General features: G+C 72.5%; 22 protein-coding genes, 1 pseudogene and 1 riboswitch. Of the genes and pseudogenes, 9 read left to right on the top strand and 14 right to left on the bottom strand.

Going from position 1 to position 26703, the window contains the following annotated elements:
* Nucleotides 1-14: 14 nt before the first annotated feature.
* From OG514_RS34095 to OG514_RS34075, 5 genes are all read right to left on the bottom strand, one after another.
* A complete protein-coding gene (locus OG514_RS34095) occupies nt 15-953 on the bottom strand; it encodes a hypothetical protein (protein ID WP_266901333.1) in 939 nt (312 codons plus the stop codon).
* The gene (locus OG514_RS34090; protein ID WP_266901332.1) at nt 950-1945 is read right to left on the bottom strand and encodes a hypothetical protein; all 996 of its coding nucleotides are present in this window, start codon (nt 1943-1945) and stop codon (nt 950-952) included. Before OG514_RS34090 ends, OG514_RS34095 begins: the two co-directional genes overlap by 4 nt.
* Nucleotides 1946-2052: 107 nt before the next feature.
* Nucleotides 2053-3111, bottom strand: a complete 1059-nt coding sequence (locus OG514_RS34085; RefSeq protein WP_266901331.1) for a hypothetical protein — start codon at nt 3109-3111, stop codon at nt 2053-2055.
* A complete protein-coding gene (locus tag OG514_RS34080; RefSeq protein ID WP_266901330.1) occupies nt 3108-3764 on the bottom strand; it encodes a cupin domain-containing protein in 657 nt (218 codons plus the stop codon). The genes OG514_RS34085 and OG514_RS34080 overlap by 4 nt, the downstream gene beginning before the upstream one ends.
* A gap of 236 nt (nt 3765-4000) precedes the next feature.
* Nucleotides 4001-4675, bottom strand: a complete 675-nt coding sequence (locus OG514_RS34075; protein WP_266901329.1) for a 1-acyl-sn-glycerol-3-phosphate acyltransferase — start codon at nt 4673-4675, stop codon at nt 4001-4003.
* Nucleotides 4676-4860: 185 nt separating this feature from the next.
* Here OG514_RS34075 and OG514_RS34070 point away from each other — a divergent pair, with 185 nt between their 5' ends.
* The gene (locus tag OG514_RS34070; RefSeq protein ID WP_266901328.1) at nt 4861-5313 is read left to right on the top strand and encodes a hypothetical protein; all 453 of its coding nucleotides are present in this window, start codon (nt 4861-4863) and stop codon (nt 5311-5313) included.
* Between the two features lie 150 nt (nt 5314-5463).
* Nucleotides 5464-7791, top strand: coding sequence for a protein translocase subunit SecD (gene secD / locus OG514_RS34065; protein ID WP_266901327.1), 2328 nt, complete (start codon nt 5464-5466; stop codon nt 7789-7791).
* Nucleotides 7792-7856: 65 nt separating this feature from the next.
* Here secD and mgt read toward each other — a convergent pair whose 3' ends face one another.
* A complete protein-coding gene (gene mgt / locus OG514_RS34060) occupies nt 7857-9077 on the bottom strand; it encodes a macrolide-inactivating glycosyltransferase (protein ID WP_266901326.1) in 1221 nt (406 codons plus the stop codon).
* A gap of 33 nt (nt 9078-9110) precedes the next feature.
* Nucleotides 9111-10349 carry an FAD-dependent monooxygenase gene (locus tag OG514_RS34055; protein WP_266901325.1) on the bottom strand — a complete coding sequence of 413 codons (1239 nt, stop codon included), beginning with the start codon at nt 10347-10349 and terminating at the stop codon, nt 9111-9113.
* A gap of 112 nt (nt 10350-10461) precedes the next feature.
* On the opposite strand from OG514_RS34055, the gene OG514_RS34050 reads away from it, so the two are divergent.
* Together OG514_RS34050 and OG514_RS34045 are read left to right on the top strand one after the other, a co-directional pair.
* Entirely contained in the window at nt 10462-11019 is a 558-nt protein-coding gene (locus OG514_RS34050) for a TetR/AcrR family transcriptional regulator (protein WP_266901324.1), read from the top strand.
* A gap of 60 nt (nt 11020-11079) precedes the next feature.
* Nucleotides 11080-11871 (top strand): NPP1 family protein, encoded by a 792-nt coding sequence (locus OG514_RS34045; RefSeq protein WP_266901323.1) that lies wholly within the window; start codon nt 11080-11082, stop codon nt 11869-11871.
* A gap of 80 nt (nt 11872-11951) precedes the next feature.
* On the opposite strand, the pseudogene OG514_RS34040 reads toward OG514_RS34045, so the two are convergent.
* Nucleotides 11952-12068, bottom strand: a pseudogene (locus OG514_RS34040) (two-component sensor histidine kinase); the annotation flags it as partial.
* Between the two features lie 121 nt (nt 12069-12189).
* Here OG514_RS34040 and OG514_RS34035 point away from each other — a divergent pair.
* The 3 genes from OG514_RS34035 (at nt 12190) to OG514_RS34025 (ending at nt 16906) form a co-directional block, all read left to right on the top strand.
* Complete coding sequence (locus OG514_RS34035) at nt 12190-14262, top strand: pectinesterase family protein (protein WP_266901322.1); 2073 nt, start codon at nt 12190-12192, stop codon at nt 14260-14262.
* Nucleotides 14263-14464: 202 nt separating this feature from the next.
* On the top strand, nt 14465-15568 hold the full coding sequence (locus tag OG514_RS34030) for a hypothetical protein (RefSeq protein WP_266901321.1): 1104 nt from the start codon (nt 14465-14467) through the stop codon (nt 15566-15568).
* 165 nt (nt 15569-15733) lie between these two features.
* Nucleotides 15734-16906 (top strand): alpha-hydroxy-acid oxidizing protein, encoded by a 1173-nt coding sequence (locus OG514_RS34025; RefSeq protein ID WP_266901320.1) that lies wholly within the window; start codon nt 15734-15736, stop codon nt 16904-16906.
* A 171-nt stretch (nt 16907-17077) separates the two neighbouring features.
* Here OG514_RS34025 and OG514_RS34020 read toward each other — a convergent pair whose 3' ends face one another.
* The 4 genes from OG514_RS34020 to aceB all read right to left on the bottom strand — a co-directional run bounded on the left by OG514_RS34020 (nt 17078) and on the right by aceB (nt 21577).
* Nucleotides 17078-17497 carry a heme-binding protein gene (locus OG514_RS34020; RefSeq protein ID WP_266901319.1) on the bottom strand — a complete coding sequence of 140 codons (420 nt, stop codon included), beginning with the start codon at nt 17495-17497 and terminating at the stop codon, nt 17078-17080.
* Nucleotides 17498-17541: 44 nt separating this feature from the next.
* Complete coding sequence (locus OG514_RS34015; RefSeq protein ID WP_266901318.1) at nt 17542-18738, bottom strand: MFS transporter; 1197 nt, start codon at nt 18736-18738, stop codon at nt 17542-17544.
* A gap of 362 nt (nt 18739-19100) precedes the next feature.
* Nucleotides 19101-19982 carry a 3-hydroxybutyryl-CoA dehydrogenase gene (locus OG514_RS34010; protein ID WP_266901317.1) on the bottom strand — a complete coding sequence of 294 codons (882 nt, stop codon included), beginning with the start codon at nt 19980-19982 and terminating at the stop codon, nt 19101-19103.
* Nucleotides 19979-21577, bottom strand: a complete 1599-nt coding sequence (gene aceB, locus OG514_RS34005) for a malate synthase A (protein ID WP_266901316.1) — start codon at nt 21575-21577, stop codon at nt 19979-19981. The genes OG514_RS34010 and aceB overlap by 4 nt, the downstream gene beginning before the upstream one ends.
* Nucleotides 21578-21722: 145 nt before the next feature.
* Between aceB and OG514_RS34000 the strand changes: the two genes are divergently transcribed.
* Entirely contained in the window at nt 21723-22493 is a 771-nt protein-coding gene (locus tag OG514_RS34000; RefSeq protein WP_266901315.1) for a transposase family protein, read from the top strand.
* A 113-nt stretch (nt 22494-22606) separates the two neighbouring features.
* Here OG514_RS34000 and aceA read toward each other — a convergent pair whose 3' ends face one another.
* Nucleotides 22607-23920 carry an isocitrate lyase gene (gene aceA, locus OG514_RS33995; protein ID WP_266901314.1) on the bottom strand — a complete coding sequence of 438 codons (1314 nt, stop codon included), beginning with the start codon at nt 23918-23920 and terminating at the stop codon, nt 22607-22609.
* Nucleotides 23921-24286: 366 nt separating this feature from the next.
* On the opposite strand from aceA, the gene OG514_RS33990 reads away from it, so the two are divergent.
* A complete protein-coding gene (locus tag OG514_RS33990; protein ID WP_266901313.1) occupies nt 24287-25702 on the top strand; it encodes a short-chain fatty acyl-CoA regulator family protein in 1416 nt (471 codons plus the stop codon).
* Nucleotides 25703-25738: 36 nt separating this feature from the next.
* Here the strand turns inward: OG514_RS33990 and OG514_RS33985 are convergent, their stop codons facing one another.
* Nucleotides 25739-26212, bottom strand: coding sequence for a diadenosine tetraphosphate hydrolase (locus tag OG514_RS33985; RefSeq protein ID WP_266902269.1), 474 nt, complete (start codon nt 26210-26212; stop codon nt 25739-25741).
* Nucleotides 26213-26319: 107 nt separating this feature from the next.
* A riboswitch (cobalamin riboswitch) is annotated at nt 26320-26500 on the top strand.
* The last annotated feature ends 203 nt before the right edge of the window (nt 26501-26703 follow it).

Genomic DNA, 26703 nt, shown 5'->3' with positions numbered 1-26703 from the left:
AGCGCCGGGACGGGTCACGCGGCGGGCCAGGTCATGAAGCCGGTTCCGCGCAGTCCGCGCAGGCCGCTCCACAGGGAGTCGCGGGGCGGTCGTGGCCCCCGGGTCAGGCGCAGTACCGTCCGCAGCAGCCGGTCCGGGGGCACGGCCGCCACTTGGGCGAACCGTCCGCTCGCCAGCCACTCGGCCTCCCGCTGTCGCAGGGCGGCGGGCAGCGCGGTGAGTTCGGCCGGATCGGGTGCGGGGCCGCGGCCGGAGTGCAGGCGCAGGGCGGCCGCGTGCCGGGGCACCAGACCCAGGGAGACCACCCGGACTCCGGGCACCGGCCCCAGCCCCGCCCGGACCCGGGCCGGAAGCGCGGCCCCCGACGGACTCGCGTCGTGCAGGACGTACACGGTGGCGCCGTCGGCCAGCTCCAGGGCGGCGAGCAGGCGCGGGTCGAGCGGCAGGGCGTCCGCGGCGGCGAACACCGGGCAGGCCGCCTCCAGATGGACGTGGTTGGCGAGCAGCATCCCGGCGATCGACCGGTCCTGGCAGAGCAGCAGACGCGGCAGCCCGTAGTCATGGAGGTCCGGCTCCGACGCTTCCGCCCCGGTGACGTCGGTCCGGCGGCGCGGTGCGGGCGGTGCGGTCGGCGGCGGAAGCAGTCCCGGTACGTTCTCCCGGCCGCGCGCCTCCAGCGCCCGGGTGAACGCGGGCAGGCGCAGGACCGGGGCAGGGGTGCCGGGGATCCGGCCGACGAGGGCCGAGCCGGGGCTCAAGACGCGGCAGGTCGCGTAGTACAGCTGGCGCTCGGTGAAGCGCAGCCCACCGGGCGCTCCGGCGCGCGCCGCGGCCACGGTGATCGCCCGGTCGGCCACCCCGGTCATCGTCCGGGCGGCGAGCCCGAGCGAGGGCCGACGGCCGGTACCGGCGGCCTGGCCGGTACGCGGGGGAGGGAGGTGTCGCTGGCTCATCCGGGCGGGGCGCCTTTCGTACGGGACGGGCCGCCGGCCGGCGTCGGCGCCTCGGCCGGCCAGGTCAGGAAGCCGTCGGTGGAACGGAGTTCCGCGGGACGGGCGGACAGGGCCCGCTCCACGGCCGCCGTGACGACCGACTCCAGGCGGGGCGGGGGAACGGCGGCGAGCGGGCTCCAGCGGCCTCCGGCCAGCCATGCGGCGTCCTCCTCGGCCAGGCCCGCGACGGAACGGAGGTCCGCCGCGTCCACCGTGGAGGTGGTCGACACCCGGTGCACGGCACCCCGGCGGGTTCGGACCGCGGCGACCGGGAGTCCGGCGTCCACCACGACCCGGTCCGGCCGGGCGAGGCGCAACAGCGGGGCGAGCAGGGCCCCCAGGGCGTCGGCGTCGTGGAGCACCACCACCGGGAGCCCGGCGGGAACCTCCGCCAGCGCCTCGTGGGCGGTGGCCGGTTCGGCCTCGACCAGCCGCGCCTTGAGGCTCGCGGGAATGCCGTTGATCCGGAGGAAGACGGCGACCGCGTGATCGGTGCAGAGGATGACGGCCTCGGGGCGGACGGCGAGGGACTCGCGGGCTGCCGGGGCGCGCGGACCGTCGTCCACCACACCCGGCGGCAGCCCCTTGTACGCGGTGCGCCAGGGGCCGGTCATCGCCTGCCGGAACGCGGACTCCGAGGGGGTGATGTTCCACCAGGCCTTGCTGGCGGGCCTGTACCGCATGACGGAGGCCGCCACCACGACGACGACGACGGCGGCGGTGACGCCGATCGTGCCCACCGCGCCGTGGACGAGATTGCCGACGACGAGGAGGAGAAGAGCGAGGGGCGCGGCGACCAGCCAGCGGACGCCGGGCCGGATTCCGCGTGCGGGCTTCGCGTCCCAGACTTGGTTGGACATCCGGGAGAGGTACCAGAGCTGGGTGAGGGTCACCTTCAGGCGCCCGCCGTCGGTGGCGTGCTCGGCGATCCGCCGGATCCGGAGATCGTGCATGCCCCGGCCGTGGATCTTCGGATCGAGCGCGAACCGGCGACGGCAGCGCGAGCACGTCTGCCCGGTCCGTTCCCTGGCCGCGAGCTGGGCGGCGCAGTGCGGGCAGATCACCGGCCACCCACCGGGTCAGGTCCGGCCTGCTCGGGCCAGGTGAGGAAGCCCAGGTCCGCGGCGCGCCGCCGGTCGGGGTCGACCCCGCGCGTCACCTGTCCGGCGACCCGGTCGACGACGGCGAGCAGCCGGGCCGGGGGCAGTCCGACGAGCGGGAACCGCCAGCCTTTCCCGAGCCACTTCAGCTCCTGGGGGGTGTACGTGCCCAGTTCGGTGAGGAGCCGCATGTCCGCCGGGCTCGGCTTCCGCTTCGGGTCCCGGTACGGGACGGCCTGCGGCCGGGTCCTCACGGTGCGCAGCGGCGGCCCCACGTCGATGACCGTACGGCCGGGCAGGGCGTCGCGGAGGCGCCGTACGAACAGTTCGCCGTCCGCGTCGGAGTCGTGGAGCACGAGCACCGGACCCTTCGACGGTACGGCCCGTGCCTCCTCGGCGCTCAGGACCACCGCGAGGCCGTGGCGGGCGGGCAGGCCGTCGGCGACGAGGAAGGCGATGACTGCGCGGTCGGGGCAGACCAGCACCGCGGTGGTCCCGGCCGCACCCGCCGGGCCCGAAGGGTCGTCGGCGGACCCCTCGGTGTCGATCACACCGGGCGGCAGCGCCCCGTACACCGCCCGCCACAGGGTGAGGACGTGCGCGGGGAAGGACTCCCGGGGGACCGGTGGGATGCCCACGCCCGCGCCCAGGCCCTGGGCCACGAAGACCCCCATGCCGACGAGCCCCAGAGCGGCGGAGCCGATCAGCAGGCCGGGAACCTGGGCGAAGAAGGCGATGCCGGCGGCGAAGGCCGCCGCCACGAACGCCCAGGCCGCGCAGCCCTGCCCGTATTCGCTGTCCCGGAGGCGCTTGCGGGAGAGGGCGTACCACAGCTGGTCGGGGACGATCCCGATCCGGCCCCCGTCGGTGAGGACGGCGGTGATCCGGCGTACCCGGAGGTCGTTGAGACGGAGCGCGTTGGTCTTGGGGTCCAGCGCGTAGCTGCGATGGCAGTGTGAGCAGGTGTCGCCGACGCGTTCCTTGCGGAGCAGGTTGCGTTCGCAGTGGGGACAGATCACCGGGGCACCTCCAGCGCGGCCGCCACCCGGCGCAGGCGGGCGGCGAGCCGCTCGCGGACCGTGGTGGCGCCGATGCCGTGGACCCGCTGGGCGCGCTCGATGTCACGGAGCTCGGCGGCCAGGGTCCGGTAGTCGGTGAGGGGGTCGGTGGCCAGGGCGGTCCTGCCGCCGGGGCCGCTCGCGGGCGCCTTCGCCCGCCGCTCGGCCTCGGCCGCGGTGATCGCGTAGTCCTCGTGGTCGATCCCGTACCCGGTGTTCGCCGCGAGGATGGTCAACGGTCCGTCGCCGCGGTTGGCGAAGGAGTGCGGCATCATCTCCGGGATCCGGATCAGCATGCCCGGCGTGAGCGGGACGTCGGTGACGCGCCCGCGGGCCGTGTCGAACAGGCCGCAGGCGGCGTGGCCGAGACTGAGGACGAAGTGCTCGCCGCCGTGCGCGTGCGGGGTGAAGGCGCTGCGCGGGCCCACGACCCCGAGTTTGACGGTGGCGTTGGACGGCCGCTCGGGCGAGGTCGCCGCGTCTCCGACCAGGTAGTGGGCGAACTGCCCGTCGTCGATGAACCGCAGGAACTCCCGCTCCGGTCCGAGCTCCCGGCTGCCCTCCCGGTCGGCGAGCAGAACGCTGCCGTCGGGCCTCAGGTGGTACAGCTCCACTCCACCGGGCAGGTCCCGCCGGACCCCAACCGGTAGCTCGTCCGGTATCCGGCCCTGCGCTCGAACAGGTCGTGCAGGTCTTGCCGCCATCGCGCCTCCCCCTGACGCTCGTTGTGCGTGCTCACGCACAACCACCGCATCGTAGAGCGCTTTTCGGTAACGACGGGAGGCCCCGGGGCAACTCTCAGGGGGACCGGGGGTGAACGGCCGTCCGTCTGCCGAGCCCTCGCTGACCCTCAGGGGCGCCGGGCCGCCGAGGCCGCCGGTTCGCCCAGCGCCCCGGCCGCCGTCCGCCACGCCTCGGTGACGGCCCCGTGGGCCAGCTCCGTCGCGGCCGTCACATCGGCGGGCAGCCGCAGCGGCGCCCCGATGTGGACATGGAGGCCCGGCCTCCGTACGGGCGCGGTGAGCACCCCGGCGATCTGCTTCACACGCCCGCCCGAGGTGATCCGACGGGCACCGGCCTGACCGATCGGCACGACAGGAGCCCCGGTGGCCCCGGCCAGCCGCGCGAGTCCGGTGCGGAACGCCTCCGGCGGATTCTCGGCGGAGTCGGGCCGCGGCGGGATGCGGCCCTCCGCATACAGCATCACGTGCCGCCCGGAGGCGAGCGCGACCGCCGCGTGGTCGAGGGCGGCGGCAGCCCGCGCCGAATTGCGGTGGACGGGGACGTACCTCTCCCGGGTCAGCGCCCGGCCGAGCAGCGGGATCCGCCACAGTCCGGCGGTGGCGAGCAGCACGGGCTCGACGGCGAGCCGCTTGCGGAGCGCGGCCAGGACGAGTGCCGGGTCGGCCGTCGAGGTGTGGTTCACGACCAGGATGCTGCCGGGCTCCAGTCGGGCCCCGGGATCGGTGGTGACGGTCAGTCGCCCGAAGAACGGGACGACATGGGCGGCGAGACGGCTGAGCACGGAAGGGCCCCCTGGATCCGAGGACGAAGCGCTGACCCACCCATCGTGCGAGACCGTGCCGTAGCTCACATGAGCACGCGTACTCAGCTGACGTACCCAACAGTCCTGAGTGAGGGGCTCGGTGGCCGGGGACTTCGAGGGCCGGTCTACTCTGGGCCGACGGGACGAGGGAGAGGGGCGGGACGGTGGGACGTTCGGCGCGACGACTCACGACCCTCCTGCCCGCGATGCTCCTCGCGATCTGGTCCCTCCTCGTGCTCCCGGCCCAGGATCCGACACCGGCCACGGTCCCGACGAGCCACATGGTCCCGAGCCCGGCTTCCGTCGCGGCCCGGGCCCCGGCTTCGGGCACGACCGTGACGTCGACGCCGGTCCAGCCCGCCCCTCACCCCGCCACCCACCGCGCATCGGCGCCCGAGCCGCACTTCGCGCCCACCGCCGTCGTACGGCTCACGGCCGCCGTCGAGAACCCCGTACGGCTCCCAGGAACACCCGGGGCGACGGTCGTCGTTCCCGCCGACCTCTCCGTACCCGCGCGGGGCGTCCTCGCCGGCGATCCCCGCCGTGAGCGGGCGCCGCCAGGCGCCGCCCACGGCCCGCGCGCCCCCCGCGGTCCTCCCTCCACCCGGCACAGCTGACGTTCTCCCGCGTCGCCGTCCGGGCCATCGGCATGTCCACGGACCGGCCCCGCGACGCGTAACCGACCGTACGTCCGGCACGGCCGGGCCGGCGCTCCCACCTGCCGCGTGGAGGAGCGCCGCCCGCCGTGCGCTGCCTGTGGAGTCATCGTGTCTTCTCGTTCCGCGCTCTGGCGTGCGCTGCTCGCGCTCGCCGTCGTCGCGCTCTCCCTCTGGATCACCCTGACCACCCCGCCCCGTCTCGGACTCGACCTCCGTGGGGGGACCCGTATCGTCCTCCAGACCGTGGACGGACCCACCGCCCGTGCCGACGCCGCGTCCACCCACCGCGCCCTGGAGGTGCTCCGCAAGCGCGTCGACGGTCTCGGCGTCGCCGAACCCTCGCTCGCCCGCTCCGGCGAACGGCGCATCGTCGTCGAACTCCCCGGACTCAGCGACCCGCGCCAGGCCGCCGAAGTCATCGGCCGCACGGCCCAGCTCACCTTCCACGCCGTCACAGGCGAGGCCCGGGGGCCCGCGGGGCCGGCAGCGAAGGACGGGACGCGCGTCCTCGCCGACCCCGACGCGCCCGGCCGCTTCCTCGGCCTGGCCGCACCCGCGCTCACCGGCGACGGCGTCAAGAGCGCCGAGGCCGTCCTCGACACCACGAACGGCCGGGGCTGGACGGTCGACCTCGCCTTCCGTGACCGCGCCGCCGACACCTGGGCGCAGCTCACCGGCGCCGCCGCCTGCGCGGCACCCGGGGACCCGGCCCGCAGGGTCGCGATCGTGCTCGACGACCGCGTCGTCTCCGCGCCCGGCATGCAGACCGGCGTCCCGTGCGGCCCGGGCATCGGCGGCGGCTCCGCGCAGATCACCGGAGGGTTCTCCGCGCAGGACGCACGCGACCTCGCGGCGCTCGTCCAGGGCGGCGCGCTCCCGGTCCCGGTGACGACGATCGAGCAGAGCACCGTGGGACCGACGCTCGGCGCCGAGGCGATCCGAGCCAGCGCCCTGGCCGCGGTGATCGGTCTCGCCTGCACCGGAGTCTTCGTCATGGTGATCTACCGGCTCCTCGGTGTCCTCGCGACGATCGCGCTCCTGCTGTACGGGCTGATCTCGTACGCCGCGGTCGTCGCCCTCGGAGCCACGCTCACCCTGCCGGGCCTCGCCGGTTTCGTCCTCGCCATCGGCATCGCCGTCGACGCGAACGTCCTCGTCTTCGAACGCGCGAGGGAGGAGTACGCGGCCCTCGGCCGCCGGGCCACGGGAGCCGACCTGCGGCGGCCGCTGACGACGGCGTTCGGCAAGGTGTGGAGCGCGGTCGCGGACTCCCACGTCACCACCCTGCTCGCCGCGGGCCTCCTGTTCGTCTTCGCCACCGGCCCCGTCAAGGGGTTCGGCGTGACCCTCGCGATCGGCGTCGTGACCTCGCTCCTCACCGCGATGGTGATCACCCGCCTGCTCGCCGACCTGACCCTGCGGCTGCCCGTGGTGCGCCGGCGCCCGGCGGTCACCGGCATGGCAGGACTCGGCCGGCTGCGAACCCGGCTGACCCGGCGCGTCCCGCGCCTGATGGCCCACCGGCGCCGCTGGCTGCTCTCCTGCGCCGGGCTCCTGATGGTGGCCCTCGCCGGAATCGGCTTCCGGGGCCTGGAGTTCGGCGTCGAGTTCACCGGCGGCCGGGTCGTCCAGTACACCGCCGAGCGGCCTGTCGACGCCGACGCGGCGCGCGCGTCGATCGCCGCGGCGGGCTTCCCCGACGCCGTCGTGCAGACCACCGGCGACAGCGACGTCTCGGTACGCGTCCGGGAGAGCGGCGACGGCGAACAACGGGAGATCCGGGAGGCGCTCACCAAGGTCGCAGGCCCGGTCGAGGTGGAACGCGACGACCTGATCGGCCCCAGCCTCGGAGGGGAGCTGCGCACCCACGCCCTGCTCGCGCTCGGTCTCGCGGTCGCGGCCCAACTCCTGTATCTGACGGTACGGTTCCGCTGGACGTACGCGACGGCGGCGGTGGCGGCGATGACCCAGGACGTGCTGCTCGTGATCGGCCTGTTCGCCTGGCTCGGCAAGCCGGTGGACAGCGTCTTCCTCGCCGCGCTCCTGACCGTCGTCGGCTACTCGGTCAACGACTCGGTGGTCGTCCTCGACCGCCTGCGGGAGCTGCGCCGTCGCGGCGGGGGCGTTCCGCTGCCGGACCTCGCCGACCGGGCCGTCGCCCAGACCCTGCCCCGTACGGTCAACACCGGCATGGGCGCCCTCTTCGTCCTGGTGGCGCTCGCCGTACTGGGCGGCGACTCGCTCACCGACTTCTCGGTCGCGCTGCTCGCGGGCGTCGTGCTCGGCATGGCGTCCACGGTGTTCACGGCGATGCCGCTGGCCGTTGCCCTGGAGCACAGGAACCCGGCGCCGGCCGCCACCCCCGGCAAGGGGTCCGAACCACGGCAGCGGGCGGGCGGCACCGGCGACCGGGACCGCACGGGCGCGGTGGTCTGACACGGCCCGGCCGAGGGCGGCCCGTCACCCCGCTCCGCACGAGGGGTGCCGGGCCGCCCTCCCGGTCACGCTCCGGCGAGTTCGGCCTCGATCAGGTCGGCGGCCCGGCGCGTCCCGCCCTCGCGGGCCATCGATTCCTGGATCTCCCGTGCGCGGCGGGCCACTTCGGGATCCTCGACGAGCGCGAGCAGGTCCTTCCGCAGCCGCTCCGGGGTGACCTCGTCCATCGGCAGGTGCCGCGCGACGCCCAGGGACTGGAGCATGTCGGCGTTCCCGAACTGATCGACCGCCTGCGGTACGGCCACCATGGGGGTGGCGGTGGCCAGGCCCTCCTGGCTGCCTCCCGCGCCCGCGTGGGTCACAAAGGCGTCGGCCTGCCGCAGGATCGCCAACTGGGGCACCCAGGAGCGCACTTCGACGTGGGACGGGACGACACCGAGCTCCGCCGGGTCGACGAACTTCCCGATCTGCAGGACGACATGCCAGCCGGGAAGTCCGGCGAACGCCTCCACGCAGTCCCGGTAGAAACCGGGCAGTTTGGTGAAGGCGGAGCCGAGCGAGACCAGCACCACCTTCTCCGCGTCCGCCGGCCGCTCCCACCCGCCCTGCTCGGCGCGCTCGCCCTGGCAGGCGCCCACGAAGGTGTAGACGGCCTCGTCGACCCGGTCGGCCTGCGGCTGGAGCGCCTTCGGGATGAGCACGAGCGCGCGGCGCGGGCGGGCGATCAGCCTGTCCGGATGGGTGTCGACGCCGTGCTCGGCGAGCCAGGCCTCGAACCGCGCGTAGTACGCCTTGCCGCGCGGCGAGGCCTTGAGCTCGGCGAACATGGGCTCGGCGACCTCCTCCTCGTACCCCTCCCACGGCACGAGGTTGGGCCACAGGGAGACGGCCGGCACGCCCCAGGTGTGGGCGAGAACGGGCGCCGGGTAGGCGGTGATGTCGTGGAGGACGAGGTCCGGCCGGTCCTTGTCGAAGGCCTCGGCGAGCTGCGGCAGCGCCTGCACGGCGTCGTTCAGGAACGGTTCGACGTTGTCGATCAGTTCCGTTCCCCAGGCGTCCGGGTCGTCGTCGGTCGGCAGGGTCGAGGTGTAGACGACCGGCGTCGCCCCCGTCGCCGCCACCTTCTCGGCGAAGGACGCGGGAACGGCGTAGCTGACGCGGTGGCCACGGGCCACGAGCTCACGGATGACCTCCAGGCTCGGGTTCACGTGGCCGTGGGCGGCGATGGAGAACATGGCGATGTGCGCGGGGGGCGTGGTGGACGCGGGGGACGCGGTGGTGGTCATGACGACCACTCTAGATGAGACGAGACGTCTCGTCTATTTGATGGTCGGTCCCAGGCTCGGGGCCGTCCAGTCGGCGTGGCGCAGGATCGCGCGGAGGGTCGCGCCGGACGGGGCTGCCCGGAGTGCCGTGTTGCGGAGGGAGACAGCGAGGGGATGGGAGAGCTGCTGCCCCATGCGGCCGGCCTGGCGGGCCGCGCGGGCGACGGCCTGACTTCGGGGCCGCCGCTCGGCGTCGTACCTGGCGAGAGCCGCGTCGATGCCGGACGTCGACGTACGGGAGTCGCGGGAGGTGGGGGAGGTGGGGGAGTCGCGCGGGTCGGTGGTCGTCGCGAGCGCGGCCGCAAGCGTCACCGCGTCCTCCAGTGCCTGGCAGGCGCCCTGGCCGAGGTTGGGGGTCATGGCGTGGGCCGCGTCGCCGAGCAGGGCGACCCGGCCGGAGACGAACGTGGGCAGGGGAGTGGCGAGTTCATGGATGTCGTGGTGCAGCACGGCGCCGTGGCGCGTGGCGGCGAGCAGCGCGGGGATCGGGTCGTGCCAGTCCCCGAATCGACGGCGCATCTCATGCAGCGGGTCCGCGTGTTGCACGCCGGGGCGTGAGTTGAGTACGGCGTGCCACTCGGCGCGCCCGTCGGCGAACGCGATGTGCCCGAACTCGGCACCTCTGCCCCAGGTCAGTTCGAAGTCGGACGTCAGCGGGACGGGGGTGTCGGTGATCGCGCGCAGCGCGGTGGATCCGCTGTAGACGGGGCCGGGGTGATCGGGGAAGAGCTGGGCGCGAAGGCGGCTGTTCACGCCGTCGGCGGCCACGACGAGGTCCGCTTCCCGGACCCCGTCCGCGCCCTTCTTTCCGGTGAGCACCCTCGCCCGGCGCGGGTCGGTGAGGTCCACCGACGTGACCTCGGCCCCGACGACCACGTACTCGGCAGGCAGGGCCGCCCGCAGCGCCCGGTGCAGTGCGGCGCGCGGGATGCCGACGATGGGTGTGCCGAGTTCCCGTTCGAGCGCGGTTCCGTCCATCCGGGCCAGCCATCCACCGCCCGGGACGCGGGTGCCTCCGCTGTACTGGGGCCGGGCGGCTCCGCGTACCGCTTCGCCTGCTCCGAGGGCGTCCAGGGCGCGGACGCCGTTGGCGTGCAGGGAGATGCCCGCGCCGACGTCGTCGAGGACGGAGGCGCGTTCGAGCACCGTCACCTCCCATCCGATCCGGCGCAGCCCGATCGCGGCCGCCAGTCCGCCGATGCCGCCACCGACCACCACCGCGTTCCCGTGCATGCTCAACTCCCTTGCGTCGGACGCCCGTCAGCCGTGCACCGACGCTTCTACACCTGTAGAAACCCCGGTGGGGGCAACGTACACCCACTCTCTACAGGTGTAGAAAAGGGGGATGTCCGCCACCCGACGCACCCTCCTCGCCGACACGGCCATCGACGTCCTTGCCGAACACGGCATGCGAGGGCTCACCCACCGCGCCGTGGACCGGACCGCCGGTCTCCCGCCGGGCACGACGTCCGCGTACTACCGCACGCGCCAGGCACTGCTCATCGCACTCGTCCAGCGGCTGGTCGCGCTCGACCAGGCAGAGCTGCAGGGTGAGGGCGCGCGCGCCTCCGTGCCGCGGAACGCCGAGGAACTGGCCGCCGGACTCGCCGCCTTCGCCGGACTTCGGCTCACGGGGGACGGGCGCCGTCGCTCGCTCGCGCGCTACGCCTGCGCCCTGGAGAGCGTGCACCACCCCGAGTTGCGGGAGATCCTCGTGCCGCGCGACAACGCAGGCCGGCGCCTGGTCGAGGCCTTCCTGGTCGCGCACGGCGTGGCGGACGCCGGTGAACGGACCGTCACTCTGCTGACCTGCGTGGACGGTCTGGTCTTCGACCGCCTGGTCAACGGGGGCACCGTCTCGGCCGGGGAGGTGGGGCGGTTGGTCGCCGCGGCGACGCGTTGAGTTCACGACCGGACCCCGCCGACGATGATCTGTTCATGCCAAGATGGCGCCTGTCGATTCATGCCGCCCGACCCAGGGGACCCAGTGAAGACACAGGTGTACGCAACCAGGGGCGCGCTCGCCCTCGCCGGCGCCCTCACGCTGATCATCGCCCTGCCCAGCAGCGCCTTCGCCGCACCGCCCGCCGCCCTGCCCGCCAATGCCGACGGCCTGGAACAGACCTTCCAGCCCGCCTACGACTACGACACGGACGGCTGTTACCCCACGCCCGCGATCGGGCCCGACGGCACGATCAACGGCGGGCTCAACCCCTCCGGCGCCGTCAACGGTCAGTGCCGCGACTCGTGGGACCTCACCCAGACCAACGGATACGCCCGCGCGAAGTGCAACAACGGCTGGTGCGCGATCATCTACGGCCTGTACTTCGAGAAGGACCAGGCCGTGGCGGGCAGCGGCCTCGGCGGGCACCGTCACGACTGGGAACACGTCGTGGTGTGGGTGCAGAACAACCAGGCGCAGTACGTCTCCACGTCCGCCCACGGCAACTTCAACACCTACGGCCGGGACGCGATCCGCTGGGACGGCACCCACCCCAAGGTCGTCTACCACAAGGACGGCATCGGCACGCACTGCTTCCGCCCCGCCAACTCCAACGACGAACCGCCCGAGAACCACCAGCACAGCTGGCAGTTCCCGAGCCTCGTCGGCTGGAACGGCTACCCCGCGGGCCTGCGCGACAAGCTCAGCCAGGCCAACTTCGGCAGCGCGGTGTTCGGTCTGAAGGACGGCAATCTCGCCCCCCACCTGGCCAAGGCCAAGCCGGCCGGGATCCCCTTCGACCCGTATGCCTGACACGTAGGCCTACGGACACGCCTGACGCATCGCAGGCCTACGGATACGCCTGACCCGCAGGTCCATGCGTACGCCTGACGTGGCAGTGCGAGAGTGGCCACGGCTCCACGCGGGTCATCGGCGTTCGTCAGGAGGGGACGGGCGCCGATGACCTCGGCCTGACCGAGCGCGATGGTGGGGCCGAGACGGTGGCCGCGGTCGGCCGCCCCGGTGAGCACCGGGATCGATCACACGGCGGCAACCTTTCCCCACTCCGTGGCGACTACCTTCCGCCCGCCCCTTCCGGCGGGCACCCCCACAGGCGGAAGGACGTACGACATGACCGAGGCGCGAGGCAGGGCGAGGCACCGCAGGCGCGGGAAGGCAATGGTGATCGGTGTACCGGCGGTGCTCGCCACGGCGGGGGTGCTGGCGTACGGCACGGCCTTCGGCGTGTTCGGCGCGGACGCGCGGGCCGGGGCGACGGCCGCGGAGGCGCCCGCCTGGGCGCGGGCCGTCGCGGACGGGTTCGCGTCGGTCGACGCACTGGGCCAGAAGGGGACCTACGGCGGGCGGGACGGCCGCACGGTGACGGTCCGGACCCTGGCCGAGCTGGAGCGGTACGCGACCGCCCCGGAGCCGTACGTCATCGTCGTGGCCGGGACCATCACGATGAACCCCACGGGCAAGGAGATCAAGGTCACCTCCGACAAGACCGTCGTCGGCTCGGGGACGTCCGGCCACATCGTCGGCGGCGGCTTCTTCCTCGGGCAGGGCGTCCACAACGTCATCATCCGGAACCTGACGATCCGTGACGCGTACCAGGGCATCTGGAACGACAAGGACCACGACTTCGACGCCATCCAGATGGACGGCGCGCACCACGTGTGGATCGACCACAACGACCTGCGGCACATGGCCGACGGGCTGATCGACAGCCGCAAGGACACGACGTACGTCACGGTGTCCTGGAACAGGCTCGGCAACAACAACAAGACCTTCGGCATCGGCTGGACGGAGAACGTCACCGCCGACCTCACCATCCACCACAACTGGTTCCGCGAGACGGAGCAGCGCAACCCGTCCACCGACAACGTCGCCCACGCGCACCTCTACAACAACCTCCTCCAGGACGACCCGGGCACGAACATCACCTCGTCGTACGGGAACTACGCGCGCGGCAGGACGCGGATGGTGCTGGAGAACAGCGTCTTCCAGGGCGTGAACAACCCGGTGATCAAGGACGGCACGGCGGCGCTCGTACAGCGCGGCAGCATCTTCTCGGGTACGACGGGCCGCAACGAGAGCGGCGGTACGGCGTTCGACCCCCGGTCGTACTACCCGTACACGCTCGACCCGGCGGCGGAGGTGCCGGCGCTGCTCAAGTCCGGTACGGGGCCGCGCTCCTCGATCGGCACGGCGAGCACGGCGAGCCCGACGGTGGCCGCGGCGCCGACCGTCCTCACGGTGGCCAAGGACGGCAGCGGCCGGTTCACCGGCGTCCAGAAGGCCGTCGACGCCGTACCGGCGGGCAACACCTCGCGCGTCGTGATCCGGGTCGCGCCCGGCGTCTACCGCGAGACGGTCAAGATCCCCTCGAACAAGCCTCAGGTCACCATCGAAGGCACCGGCGGCAGCCGCAAGGACACCGTCATCGTCGAGGGCCACGCCTCCGGCATGACCAGGCCGGACGGCTCGGGCACGTACGGGACCGGCGGCAGCGCCACCGTCGCGGTCGAGGCCGACGACTTCCAGGCCCGCAACCTCACCGTCTCCAACGACTTCGACGAGGCCGCGAACCGGAACCTGAACGGGCACCAGGCCGTCGCCCTGCGCACGGCCGCCGACCGGGTCCTCCTCGACGGCGTCATCGTCAGCGGCGACCAGGACACCCTCCTCCTCGACACCGCCGCGAAGGACCGGGTCGGCCGGGTGTACGTCACCGGGTCGTACGTGATCGGCAACGTCGACTTCGTCTTCGGGCGGGCCACGGCGGTGATCGACAGGTCGATCCTCACCCTGAAGAAGCGCTGGGACGGCACGTCTGCGGGCTATCTGACGGCGCCGAGCACCCCGGCGGGCCGCAAGGGCTTCCTGATCACCCGCTCCACCGTGAACGGCGACGTCACCGCAGGAAGCTTCCACCTCGGACGCCCCTGGCACGCCGGCGGAGACGCGACCCTCTCCCCGCAGACCACGGTCCGCGAAACCGTCCTGAGCGCGGCCGTGAAGCCCACCCCCTGGTCGGACATGAGCGGCTTCCCGTGGAAGGCCGACCGCTTCGCCGAATACCGCAACACAGGCCCCGGCTCCGGCCCTTCGAACGAGAACCGCCCCCACCTGACAGCCGCCCAGGCCGCCACCCAGGACACCGCCGCCTGGCTCGGCGACTGGACCCCGACGACGGGCTGACGACCGCCGCCGCCCTCCTGGAGCTCGTGGTCCCGGGGCCGGCTCCTCAAGGGCCAGGTGCTTGTGGGTGGTTCACGCACCGGCGTGGCCGGTCGAGCCTCGTAGGCATCTGACCTGCCCGAACGCCCCTGCAGCCGCCATGCGATCATTCGGGGGCCCCGGGGGCGGGGTCGAATCGAGTGTTCGAGGCAAGGAGTCGGGTGTGAACGCGGGTGGGGAGCGGGGCGGTTCGTCCGTGCCGGACGAGGTGTGGGAGCAGTTCCTGCGGGACTCCGTGGAGGGCGTCGCGGACGCGCCGAAGGAGCCGTCGGCGCGGGCCCGGGTCGTCACGGAGCGACTGCGCGACGAACCCGCGGGAGCCGAGGGATGGCGTACGTACACGCCGCGCCCGCCCCGGCGGAAGAAGGGCTGGTACCTGGTCGGATTCCTGGCCGCCGTGGCGCTGCTGGTCGTGGCCCTGGACCCGTGGGGGATGATCGGCTCGTCCGACCCGGACGGGCGGTCCGGGCCGCCGCTCGCCCAGGAGTCGGAGCGCCCGACCGAGGCGCCGCCCGTCGAGCCGGCCCGACTCCCCACCCTCGACGAGCCGTTCAAGGGCTCGCCCGCCCTGCGCTGGGCGAGCGGCACCGCCGGGATCACGGTCCCCGCCGCCCGCGCGACCGGGTGGATGAGCAGGACGCAGGTGGAGAAGGCCCTCCGGCAGACCCGCGACTTCCTCGCCTCCTCCAACCTGGACCTGCAGGTGCTGCGCGGTGAGCGCCCCGCGAAGGCGATCGCCCTGATCAACCCGCACCAGCGCGATGTCAAGGACTACCTGGCCGCCGCGTTCCGCACCCCGGGCGAGGACGACGACCCGCTCCTCCTCTTCAGCCGCTTCGACCCGTCGTACGCGCGCTTGGTGGGCGACGTCGTCAAGACCCGGGGCCGGATCACGTACCGGGAGGGCGAGCGTGGTGCCCTCCAGGTGACCACCGACGTCACCTACGTCTATCCGGTCGTACGGGCCGAGGCCGGCAGCGACGACATCGTGCGCACCATCGTGCGGCGCGAGGTGGTGCTCAACTGGGACGACCCGTCGAAGATCATCACCGAGAGGGGAACCTTCTCCCTCGTCTCGTACAAGGTCGACATGACCAACGGCGGGTGCGACACCCACAACGGCTACTTCACCCCGGAGTTCGGTTCGGAAGGGTCGGCCGGCACAGCGACCGGCGGCGAGGCCGTGGACCCGTACGACCGCACCACGGGGATCGACGACGGGACGGGGAGCACGGACGGCGGGTGCAGGACCGCGACGCGTTCCTAGCCGCCGGCCCCGCTCCGACCCATCCCTCCCCCCCCGGTACTTTTCCGGCTGTCATTCCATGGTCACGGGCGCGCGTGGCGGGCACGATGGTCGCCACCACAGCGGGGCGAACCTCTCCCACCAGGAGGAGTGCGCCGACAGGAACCGGAAGGGACACGTCTCCCCATGCCCCAGCACTACGGCGACTACCAGCACGAGATCTACTTCGACGGGCTCTTCGGCGTCCTCCCCACGCAGCCGATGACCTTCGCCGAACTGGAGACGAAGGCGAGGGCGGCGCTCCCGCCGTCGCTGTGGTCGTACGTGGCCGGGGGCGCGGGGGACGAGTACACCCAGGAGGCCAACGTCACGGCCTTCCGCAACTGGGGACTCGTGCCGCGCATGATGGTCGGCGCCGACCGGCGCGACCTGTCCGTCGACCTGTTCGGGCTGAGGCTGCCGTCCCCGCTGTTCATGGCGCCGGTCGGGGTGATCGGGCTCTGCGCCCAAGACGGGCACGGTGACCTGGCGACCGCCCGCGCCGCCGCCCGTACCGGCGTGCCGATGATCGCGTCCACGCTCACCGTCGACCCGATGGAGGACGTCGCCGCCGAGTTCGGCGACACACCGGGCTTCTTCCAGCTCTACACCCCCACCGACCGCGACCTCGCCGCGAGCCTCGTGCACCGTGCCGAGGCGGCCGGATTCCGGGGCATCGTCGTCACGCTCGACACCTGGATCACCGGCTGGCGGCCGCGCGACCTCGCCACCAGCAACTTCCCCCAGCTGCGCGGGCACGCGCTCGCCAACTACACCTCCGACCCCGTCTTCCGGGCCCGCCTCGCCAAGAGCCCCGAGGAGGATCCGCGCGCCGCGGTCCTGGAGTGGGCGGGCGTCTTCGGCAAGCCGCTCGTCTGGGACGATCTGGCCTGGCTGCGCTCGCTCACCGACCTCCCGATCGTCCTCAAGGGCATCTGCCACCCCGAGGACGTCCGCCGTGCCAGGGACGGCGGCGTGGACGGCATCTACTGCTCCAACCACGGTGGCCGCCAGGCCAACGGCGGTCTGCCCGCCCTGGACGCCCTGCCCGGCGTGGTCGCCGCGGCCGACGGACTCCCCGTCCTCTTCGACTCCGGGGTCCGCAGCGGCGCCGACGTCGTCAAGGCCCTGGCCCTCGGCGCCACGGCGGTGGGAGTCGGCCGCCCGTACGCGTACGGACTTGCCCTCGGCGGTACCGACGGCATCGTCCACGTCCTCCGCTCCCTCCTCGCCGAGGCCGACCTGATCATGGCCGTCGACGGCTACCCGACCCTCGCCGACCTCCGCGCGGACGGCGCCCTGCGCGCGGTCCGCCCGTAAGGGGGCAGGGCCGACCCCGTACAAGGGCCTGCGGAGGGGCGCCGTCGCGGCGAGGCGGCCCGTGCGAAGTGTTCCGCGCCGAGAGAACGACGTTGCGGCTCGCCGGGACGGGTGGTGGCTGCGTCGGTGGCGGGCGAACGGAGACCCGGGGACGGGCTCGCGGCTTGTCGCTCAGGCGAGTGCGGCGGTGGCCGTGACCGCGAACGCGTGGTCCTGCTCCGGCGCGCCGCCGCCGACGCCGAGTGCGCCGATGAGGGCGCCGTCGCGGTGGACGGGGACGCCGCCGGCGATGAACAGCAGGGGGCGGTCCAAGGCGGTGGTGAGGGAGTGGAAGGGGCCGTCGGGCTTGACCAGGTCGACGAGGTCGGCGGTGGGAGCGTTCAGCTGCAGGGCGGTGTAGGCCTTGCGGGTGCTGGTCTCCCCGGAGATGAGGACGGCGCGGTCGTCGCGGCGGAAGGCCAGGAGGTGGCCGCCCGCGTCGAGGACGGTGACGCTGACGGTGACCCCCGCGGCCTCGGCGGCGCGGCGGGCTGCGGTGAGCAGGATCTCGGCGTCCTGGGTGGTCAGCGGGGTGACGGCGGTGGCGTTCATGGAGCTTCTCCTTGGTGCGATGTGTAGGGGCGGGGGAGGGGAGGTCAGTGGTGCACGGGGACACGGGTGTCGGCGGCGCCGACGGCTTCGGTCGCGGGGGCCCGGCGCTCCAGCGCGGCGGACCAGATGGCGAGGCCGAGGGCGGCGGCGGCGAGGACGGCGCCGACCCAGTTCGGCGCGGTGTAGCCGAGGCCGGCGGCGATGACGAGGCCGCCGAGCCAGGCAGCGAGGGCGTTGCCGAGGTTGAAGGCGCCGATATTGACGGCGGAGGCCAGGGTCGGCGCGCCGTGGGCCTGGTCGAGGACGCGCTTCTGCAGCGGCGGGACCGTGGCGAAGCCGAGCGCCCCGACGAGGAGGATGGCGATCGCGGCGAGGATCTTGTGGTGAGCGACCACGGTGAACAGTGCGAGGACGACGGCGAGCCCGCCGAGGGCGGCGTACAGCAGGGGCATCAGGCGCCGGTCCGCGTACCGGCCGCCGAGCAGGTTACCGAGGAACATGCCGATGCCGAAGAGGACCAGCAGCCACGTGACCGCACCGTCGGAGTAGCCGGCGACCTCGGTCATCATGGGCGCGATGTAGGTGATCGCGGCGAAGACACCGCCGAAGCCGAGCACGGTCATCGCCATCGCGAGCAGTACCTGGGGGTTGCGGAACGCCTTGAGCTCCCGGCGCAGGTGGGTGCCCTCAGGGCGGGGCATGGAGGGGACGAGCTTGGCGATGCCGAGCAGGCCGATCACTCCGAGCGCGGCGACGATCGCGAAGGTGGTGCGCCAGCCGACCGCCTGCCCGATGAAGGTGCCGAGCGGCACGCCGACGATGTTGGCGACCGTGAGGCCGGTGAACATGGTGGCGATGGCGCCGGCCTTCTTGTTCGGGGCGACGAGGCCGGCGGCGACGACGGACCCGATGCCGAAGAACGATCCGTGCGCGAGCGAGGCGATCACCCGGCCGGTCATCATCATCCCGAAGCTCGGGGCGATGGCGGAGAGTAGGTTGCCGACCACGAACAGTCCCATGAGCAGCATGAGCATCCGCTTGCGGCTCACCTTGTTGCCGAGGAGGGTCAGCAGCGGCGCGCCGACGACGACGCCGAGCGCGTAGCCGGTGACGAGCAGGCCTGCGGTGGGGATGGAGACGCCGTAGTCACCGGCGATCTCGGGCAGCAGCCCCATGACGACGAACTCCGTCGTGCCGATCCCGAATGCCCCGACTGCCAGGGCGAGGAGAGCCAGCGGCATGGTTCAACCTTCCGTGATTGCTTGAAGAAGCGCTTTACGTGCCTTCACAATAGTTGCAAGCGCGCTATAAGTGCAATCGCGGATAGTCGGTCTGCTACGGGTAGTGGTGAGGGCGGTACGGACGACCGCACCGAAAGTGCCTGTGTGCCGGCGGTGGGCGACTGAGTCGGCCACCAGGGCGCGAAGCCGCCATCACCCCGCCCCGGTGACGTCCCACCGCCACTTGCCCGCCCGGACAAGTCCCAGGCGGTCGGGCGGCAGGCAGGAGGGCGGGAAACCTCCACGCTTCCCGCACTCCTGCCTGCGTAGGCACCGGGCCCTCACCCGCTGTCCGCCACGCCGCCCAGGGCCGTCAGCCCGAGCTACCGGGTCTCCTCCCGGCGGTACGGGTGAAACCCGCGCCCCGTCTTGCGGCCGAGCAGTCCCGCTTCCACCATCCGCAGAAGCAGCGGCGGTGGTGCGTAGAGGGGTTCCTTGAACTCGGCGTAGAGGGACTCGGCGATGGAGGCGACCGTGTCGAGGCCGATGAGGTCGGCGAGCTTGAGCGGGCCCATGGGGTGAGCGCAGCCCAGTTCCATGCCGCGGTCGACGTCCATGGCGGTGGCGAAGCCGGACTCGGTCATCCGGATCGCGGAGAGCAGGTACGGGACGAGGAGGGCGTTGACCACGAAGCCGGCCCGGTCGCGGGAGTGGATGACGGTCTTGCCCAAGGTCCGGGTGGCGAAGCCCGTCACGTCCGCCGTCACATCGGGGGATGTGTGCAGGGTGGTGACGACCTCGACAAGCGGCAGCACGGGCACGGGGTTGAAGAAGTGCAGTCCGATGACTCGGTCGGCGCGGCCGGTGGCCATGCCCAGGCGCATCACGGGTAGGGAGGAGGTGTTCGTGGCCAGGATCGCCGCCGGATCGTCGACGATCTTGTCGAGGGCCGTGAACACCTCCGTCTTGGCGTCGGGGTCCTCCGTGACGGCTTCGACGACGAGCTGCCGGTCGGCGAGGTCGGTGAGGTCCGCGGCGACGGCGATCCGGTCGAGGGCGGCCTCGGCGGAGGTGCGGTCGAGTTTGCCGCGCTGCACGGCGCGTTCGAGGGAGACTGCAATCCGCTCTCGGGCCTTCGCCGCCGCCGGGCGGGTCGCCTCGCAGAGCAGGGTGTCGAGTCCCGCCCGCGCGCAGACCTCGGCGATGCCGGCGCCCATCCGGCCACCCCCGACGACTCCGACACGGCGGATGTCGGCGGGGCTCATGCCTGCGCCTCCGTGGTCGTGGTGCGAACGAGGTGGCGGGTGTACGCCTCGGGGGTGAAGAAGAGCGGCAGCTCGGCCGCGAGCGCGGTTCGCTCGAACAGATCCCGGACCTCTTCGAGCGCGGCCCACGGGTATTCCGCGCCGAGCCGGGCCAGCTCCTCGTCGAGCACCAGGAGCACGGACTCCCGGTCGATCACCCGATGGCGCAGCCACTGCCAGACCTGGACGCGGGCGATCTCGGCCGTCGCGGCGTCCTCCATCAGGCCGGCGAGGGCGACGGCTCCCTGCCCGCGCAGCCAGGCGTCGAAGTAGCGCAGGGCCACCGAGATGTTGGTCCGCACGCCCTCCTCCGTCGGCGGGCCACTGATCCGGCGCACGGAGAGCAGATCCGTGGCCGTCACCTGGACGTCCTCGCGGCTGCGGTCGAGCTGGTGGGGACGGTCGCTGAGCAACCCGTCGAAGACCTCCTGGCAGAGCGGGACGAGCCCCGGGTGTGCGACCCAGGAGCCGTCGAAGCCTTCCTCGGCCTCCCGCTCCTTGTCGAGCCGGACCTTGGCGAGGGCGGCTTCGTGCGTGGCGGGGTCCTTGCTCGGGACCTGGGCGGCCATGCCGCCGATGGCATGGGCGCCGCGCCGGTGGCAGGTGCGGACGAGGAGTTCGGTGTACGCCCGCATGAAGGGCGCGGTCATGGTGACCTTGGCCCGGTCGGGGAGCAGGAAGTCGGTGCGGTGGCCGAAGGTCTTGATGAGGCTGAACAGGTAGTCCCAGCGACCGGCGTTGAGCCCGGCGCTGTGCTCGCGCAGCTCGTGGAGGATCTCCTCCATCTGGAAGGCGGCGGTGATCGTCTCGATGAGGACGGTGGCACGCACGGTGCCCCGGGGGATGCCGAGGAGCTCCTGGGCGAGGACGAACACGTCGTTCCACAGCCGGGCCTCGTAGTGGTTCTCCAGCTTCGGGAGGTAGAAGTACGGGCCGTGGCCGGCGTCGATCTGGCGCTGGGCGCAGTGGAAGAAGTACAGACCGAAGTCGACGAGGGAGGCGGGGACCGGGCGGCCGGCGAACTCCAGGTGTTCCTCGTCGAGATGCCAGCCGCGAGGTCGGACCATGATCGTGGCGGGATTCTCGCCGAGGCGGTACTCCTTGCCGCTGTCGGCGGTGAAGTCGATCCGCCGCTCGATGGCGTCGAGAAGGACGAGCTGACCCTCGATGACGTTGTCCCAGGTGGGCGCGGTGGCATCCTCGAAGTCCGCCATCCACACGCGCGCACCGGAGTTGAGCGCGTTCACCGCCATACGGCGCTGGGGCGGCCCGGTGATCTCGACGCGGCGGTCGGCCAGGCCGGGGGCGGGCGGGGCGACCCTCCAGGTGCGGTCGGCGCGGACCGCCGAGGTGGCGACCGGGAAGTCGAGAGGTGAACCGGTGGCGAGCCGGATGGCCTGCCGGCGGCGTTCCTTCAGCAGCCACTGGCGGCGCTCGCCGAAGGCGGCGGCGAGCCTGCCGACGAAGTCGAGGGCGGCGGGGGTGAGGATCTCTTCGTGCCGGTCACCTGGAGCGGCCAGGACGTGGACGTGACGGATCAGGGCGCTGGTGGTCATCTGACTCTCCTGAACTGCGAGCGGGGAACGGGGGCGGGCGGGGACGGTCGCTCGCCCCCGTTCATCCGGAGGCGCGGGCCGGTCGGGCACCGGAGGGCGGGCTAAAGCGTGTTGCAGTAGGCTGGGATTCGGGCATCTTGCCTGTATGGGTGGGGTGTTGAAGGCTGGGCCGTTGTGGGTGGAGACGTTCACCGGGCTGCGGATGCGGCAGTTCGAGCGGCTGCTGAAGGTTGTGCGGGAGCGGGGCGGGAACGGTCCCGGTGGTGGGCGGCCGTGGTGTCTGCCGCTGGCGGACCGGGTGCTGTTGGTGGCCGTTTACTACCGCACGAACCTCACGATGCGGCAGCTCGCGCCGCTGTTCGGCTGCTCACCGGCGACGGTGTGCCGGGTGATTCAGCGGCTGCGGCCGCTGCTGGCGATCGAGCCGGCCGCCCGCCCGGCCGACACGGTGGAGCGGTTGTGGATCGTGGACGGCACCCTCGTTCCGGTCCGTGACCGAAAGGTCGGCGCCTCGTCACGCAACTACCGATTCTCGGCGAACGTGCAGGTCATCATCGATGCCGACACCAAGCTGGTGGTGGCCGCGGCCCGCCCGGTGCCCGGCAACACCGCGGACGCCAGGGCCTGGCGGGACTCCGGCCTCGCTGCTGCCTGCGAGAGCGTGACGGTGCTGGCCGACGGCGCGTACATCAACACCGGACTCGTCGTCCCGCACCGCAAACGCCCCGGACGGGCCCTCCTGCCGGGGGAGGAGGAGGACAACGCCCAGCACCGACGAGTACGGGCCCGCGTCGAGCACGCCTTCGCCCGCATGAAGCACTACAAGATCCTCCGCGACTGCCGTCAGCGCGGCCACGGCCTTCATTACGCGGTCCAGGCCGTCGCCCACATGCACAACCTTGCCCTCGCCGCATGACCAGACCGGCCACGACCCCGGCCCCGACCTGCCCAGATACAACCTTCTGCAACACGCTTTAGGGGGTGTTTCGAAAGTCCCGCACAGCGCCCCACAGGACTTCGAAACACCCCCTAGTGGAACTGCTCTGCCTCGGTGGAGCCGGCGAGCGCGGTCGTCGAGGAGGCCGGGTTGACGGCCGTGGAGACCAGGTCGAAGTAGCCGGTGCCGACCTCACGCTGGTGCTTCACAGCGGTGAAGCCCTGCGCCTGCGCGGCGAACTCCCGCTCCTGGAGGTCGACATACGCCGTCATGCCGTGGTCCGCGTAGCCGCGGGCAAGCTCGAACATGCCGTGGTTGAGAGAGTGGAAGCCCGCCAGGGTGATGAACTGGAAGCGGTAGCCCATCGCACCCAACTCCCGCTGGAACTTGGCGATCTGGTCGTCATCGAGCGCGGCCTTCCAGTTGAAGGACGGCGAGCAGTTGTACGCGAGCATCCGGTCCGGGTACTGGGCGTGGATCGCCTCGGCGAACTCGCGGGCCTGCGCCAGGTCCGGGGTGCCCGTCTCGACCCAGATGAGATCGGCGTACGGGGCGTAGGCGAGGCCGCGGGCGATGACGGGCGCCATGCCGTTCTGGACGCGGTAGAAGCCCTCGGCCGTGCGCTCACCGGTCGCGAACCGGGCGTCGCGCTCATCGACGTCGCTGGTCAGCAGGTTCGCGGCGAGGGCGTCGGTACGGGCGATGATCAGGGTCGGGGTGTCGGCGATGTCCGCCGCGAGCCGGGCCGCGTTCAGTGTGCGGATGTGCTGGGCGGTCGGGACGAGGACCTTGCCGCCGAGGTGACCGCACTTCTTCTCCGAGGCCAGCTGGTCCTCGTAGTGGATGCCGGCCGCACCCGCCGCGATCATCGCCTTGGTCAGCTCGAAGGCGTTGAGCGGACCGCCGAATCCGGCCTCGGCGTCGGCCACGATCGGCGCCAGCCAGTCGATGCCCTCGTCGGTCGAAGCGGTCGAGCCGGCCTCGGCGGTGGCGATCTGGTCGGCCCGCAGCAGCGCGTTGTTGATCCGACGGACCACCTGGGGAACGGAGTTGACCGGGTAGAGGCTCTGGTCGGGGTACGTGTGTCCGGCCTGGTTGGCATCGGCGGCGACCTGCCAGCCCGACAGGTAGATCGCCTGGAGACCGGCTCGCACCTGCTGGACGGCCTGTCCGCCGGTCAGCGCGCCGAGCGCGTGGACGTAGTCCCGCTCGTGGAGCTGCCGCCAGAGCCGCTCGGCGCCGCGCCGGGCCAGGGTGTGCTCCTCGCGGACGCTGCCGGAGAGCCGGACCACGTCCTCCGCCGTGTACGTGCGCTCGATCCCGGCCCAGCGGGGGTCCGTCGCCCAGCGCGCGGCCAGCTTCGCCGCCGCAGCCGTCGCCGCTGCCGTCGTGTTCGTGTCTGCCATGACCGTCACCGTCTCCATGAGTCGTTCGAGCGGGCCGTGCACGTCAAAGGTGCAAAGGCTTGGCACTGTGTGCCGTCATTCGGGGTGCGGCCCGCCGTCCCTTGTGGAACGAACTGAGCAATCGCGCCTGACCGCCGACCGGTACCCGCCGGGATCACCGACATCAGGGCATGAATCGCGCCCGGTGGCACCGCCTGCGCCGCCTGGACCGGCGGGCCGCAGGACGACTCTCCCAATGACACTCGGTGCCATCAACCGTGGACGATTGCCAACTTCTGCGCATCTTCTCGCGAGGATTTGCCAAGTTTGCCAAGGCCGTCCCGCGCGAATTCCGGCGTAGTGTGAGGCGGGAGTCGAGGGGGTCGGGTGAGCAAGACGTATGCGGGTGCGCGGCTTCGGCGGCTGCGCGAGGAGCGGCGGATGAGCCAGGCCGAGCTGGCTCGTGTCCTGGCCATCTCGCCCAGCTACCTGAACCAGATGGAGCACGACTCACGCCCGCTGACCGTGCCCGTCCTGTTGCGGCTCACCGAGGCCTTCGGCGTCGATCCGGGTTTCTTCTCGGAGCGCGACACCAGCCGGCTGGTCGCGGACCTGCGCGAGGCGCTGGCCGGCGAGGTCGCCGAGGCCCGCGTCTCCACCTCCGATCTCGCCGAGCTCGCTGCCCGGATGCCGGGCGTCGCCAAGGTCCTCCTCGACCTCGGTCGCCGTGGGCAGCGGCTCGCCGAAGGCCTGGCCGGGGTGACGGACGGCCGGGACGGCGACCGCGGCGGCCCCCTCTCCCCGCACGAGGAGATCCGCGAATTCTTCTACCGCCGTCAGAACTACCTCCACGACACCGACCTCGCCGCCGAGGAGCTGGCCCACGGCATCGGGATCCGGCCCGGAGAGGTCGTCCGCGCCCTCTCGGGCAGGCTGGCGGACCGGCACGGTGTACGGGTCGTGGGGGACGCGGCGGCCGGGTCCGAGCGGCTGCACCATTACGAGGAATCCGGGCGGGTACTCCACCTCTCCGCACGGCTGCGGCCCGGCCAGCAGGCCTTTCGGATGGCCACGCAGCTGGCGCTCCTCGAGTACGGGGACGAGCTGGACCGGCTCGCCGCCGAGGACTTCCCGGTCGGGTCCACCCCGCACGGCCTGGCCCGGATCGGGATCGCCAGCTACTTCGCCGCCGCGCTGATCCTCCCGTACGGTGCCTTCCACACGGCTGCCGAGGCGTTCCGCTACGACATCGAGCGGCTCACCGACCACTTCGGCCTCGGCTACGAGACGGTCTGCCACCGGCTGAGCACCCTCCAGCGCCCCAGGCTGCGCGGGGTCCCCTTCTCCTTCGTCCGCGTCGACCGGGCGGGGAACATGTCCAAGCGGCAGTCCGCGACCGGATTCCACTTCTCCCGCGCGGGCGGTACCTGCCCGCTGTGGAACGTGTACGAGGCCTTCGCCGCGCCCGGCCGGATCCACGTCCAGGTCGCCGCCATGCCCGACGGGCAGCGCTTCCTGTGGACGGCCCGCGCCGTCACCCGGCACCGGGGCGGCTGGGGCGAGCCCGGCAAGACCTTCGCCATCGGCCTCGGCTGCGAGATCCGCCACGCGTCCCGGCTCGTCTACTCGGACGGCATCGACCTCGACAACACCGGGGCGGCCACCCCGATCGGCATGGGCTGCCGGCTCTGCGAGCGCCTCGACTGCCCTCAGCGCGCGGTCCCGCCGCTGGGCCGCCCGCTCGCCGTCGACGAGAACACCAGTACCTTCGTCCCGTACAGGGTGGCCGACGACCGGGCGTGAGACCTCGAAGGCCCGCGTCCTCAGCCGGTGGCGATCTCAGTCCGAGAGGCCGTCGAGTGCGTCGCCGATCACCGCACGCAGAGTGTCGTGCCGCGGGCCGAGCGCGTACCGCTCGTCGCTCCACCGCTCCCTCGGGTACAGCCACACCGGCATCCCCACGAGATCGGCGGACTCCCACTCGTACCGGGGCCAGACGTGGGCGTGCAGGAACCCGTCGGTGTTGCCGAGGACCTCCAGGTTCACGCGCCGGAACGCGGGGTCGAGCCGCCGGCATGCGCGCTCGACGGCTTCGCCGAGGCGGTCCATGTCGGAGAGGAAGCGGAGGCGCCCGGCCTTCGAAAGCTCCGAAAGCCGCTGAACAGCCGGATCGTCCGTCAGAAGCACGGAGTACCCGGGGAGGAACTGGACGTCCCCGATGACCGCGAATCCGGCGTGGAGACGCCGGAGAACCGTGGGGTTCTCACCCCGAAGCGCGCTTCCGATGCGGTCCGCCCGCCAGTCGATCGTCATGTCGTCCGCCATGAGGTCCGTCATGGCAGTGGACCTTACCGGCGCGTGATCGCCTTCAACCCGCCCCGCCGGAGTGGGGGGTGGACTTACTAGGACGTCCAACTATATGTTCGTGACAAGCCCGCGGTGCAGGGAAGCCGGTGTGAATCCGGCGCGGTCCCGCCACTGTGACCGGGGAGTGTGCTCTTCCAGCAGGTGAGGCCACTGACGGCAACCATCCGTCGGGAAGGCCGGAGAGCGCGCGCTGATCCGGGAGTCAGGATACCGGCCGTGGGGTGTTCCGTGTTGTCCACGAGGATGGAGCAGACACGCATGGCACCGGTACGTGAACACGGCCCAGGTGATCCGGCGGAGTACCCGAACGGCGAGGCCCTGTCCCCGCGTTCGTGACTCGACGAAGGCGACCCCGCCTTCCCCTGTCCCGCGGCCGGACCGGCGACGCGCACCCCGATCGGTGTCGTGATGCCCCCTCGCCGCGCCTTCCTCGGATC

This window comes from Streptomyces sp. NBC_00572 (genome assembly GCF_026341815.1).
In the GTDB taxonomy this organism is placed as follows: Bacteria; Actinomycetota; Actinomycetes; order Streptomycetales; family Streptomycetaceae; genus Streptomyces.
Note: the sequence above shows the minus strand (reverse complement) of the source record. Positions and strands in the feature narration are given on the sequence as shown.

Coding starts and splice junctions, on each gene's coding strand:
- OG514_RS33985 (WP_266902269.1), bottom strand. CDS start 26,212: ATGACGATCGACTGGCGGGCGGACCGCATCGGAAGCGCGCTTCGGGGT.
- aceB (WP_266901316.1), bottom strand. CDS start 21,577: ATGACCACCAGCGCCCTGATCCGTCACGTCCACGTCCTGGCCGCTCCA.
- OG514_RS34095 (WP_266901333.1), bottom strand. CDS start 953: ATGAGCCAGCGACACCTCCCTCCCCCGCGTACCGGCCAGGCCGCCGGT.
- OG514_RS34020 (WP_266901319.1), bottom strand. CDS start 17,497: ATGAACGCCACCGCCGTCACCCCGCTGACCACCCAGGACGCCGAGATC.
- OG514_RS34010 (WP_266901317.1), bottom strand. CDS start 19,982: ATGAGCCCCGCCGACATCCGCCGTGTCGGAGTCGTCGGGGGTGGCCGG.
- OG514_RS34000 (WP_266901315.1), top strand. CDS start 21,723: ATGGGTGGGGTGTTGAAGGCTGGGCCGTTGTGGGTGGAGACGTTCACC.
- OG514_RS34035 (WP_266901322.1), top strand. CDS start 12,190: ATGACCGAGGCGCGAGGCAGGGCGAGGCACCGCAGGCGCGGGAAGGCA.
- OG514_RS34025 (WP_266901320.1), top strand. CDS start 15,734: ATGCCCCAGCACTACGGCGACTACCAGCACGAGATCTACTTCGACGGG.
- OG514_RS34090 (WP_266901332.1), bottom strand. CDS start 1,945: ATGCACGATCTCCGGATCCGGCGGATCGCCGAGCACGCCACCGACGGC.
- mgt (WP_266901326.1), bottom strand. CDS start 9,077: ATGACCACCACCGCGTCCCCCGCGTCCACCACGCCCCCCGCGCACATC.
- aceA (WP_266901314.1), bottom strand. CDS start 23,920: ATGGCAGACACGAACACGACGGCAGCGGCGACGGCTGCGGCGGCGAAG.
- OG514_RS34050 (WP_266901324.1), top strand. CDS start 10,462: ATGTCCGCCACCCGACGCACCCTCCTCGCCGACACGGCCATCGACGTC.
- OG514_RS34015 (WP_266901318.1), bottom strand. CDS start 18,738: ATGCCGCTGGCTCTCCTCGCCCTGGCAGTCGGGGCATTCGGGATCGGC.
- OG514_RS34055 (WP_266901325.1), bottom strand. CDS start 10,349: ATGCACGGGAACGCGGTGGTGGTCGGTGGCGGCATCGGCGGACTGGCG.
- OG514_RS34045 (WP_266901323.1), top strand. CDS start 11,080: ATGCCGCCCGACCCAGGGGACCCAGTGAAGACACAGGTGTACGCAACC.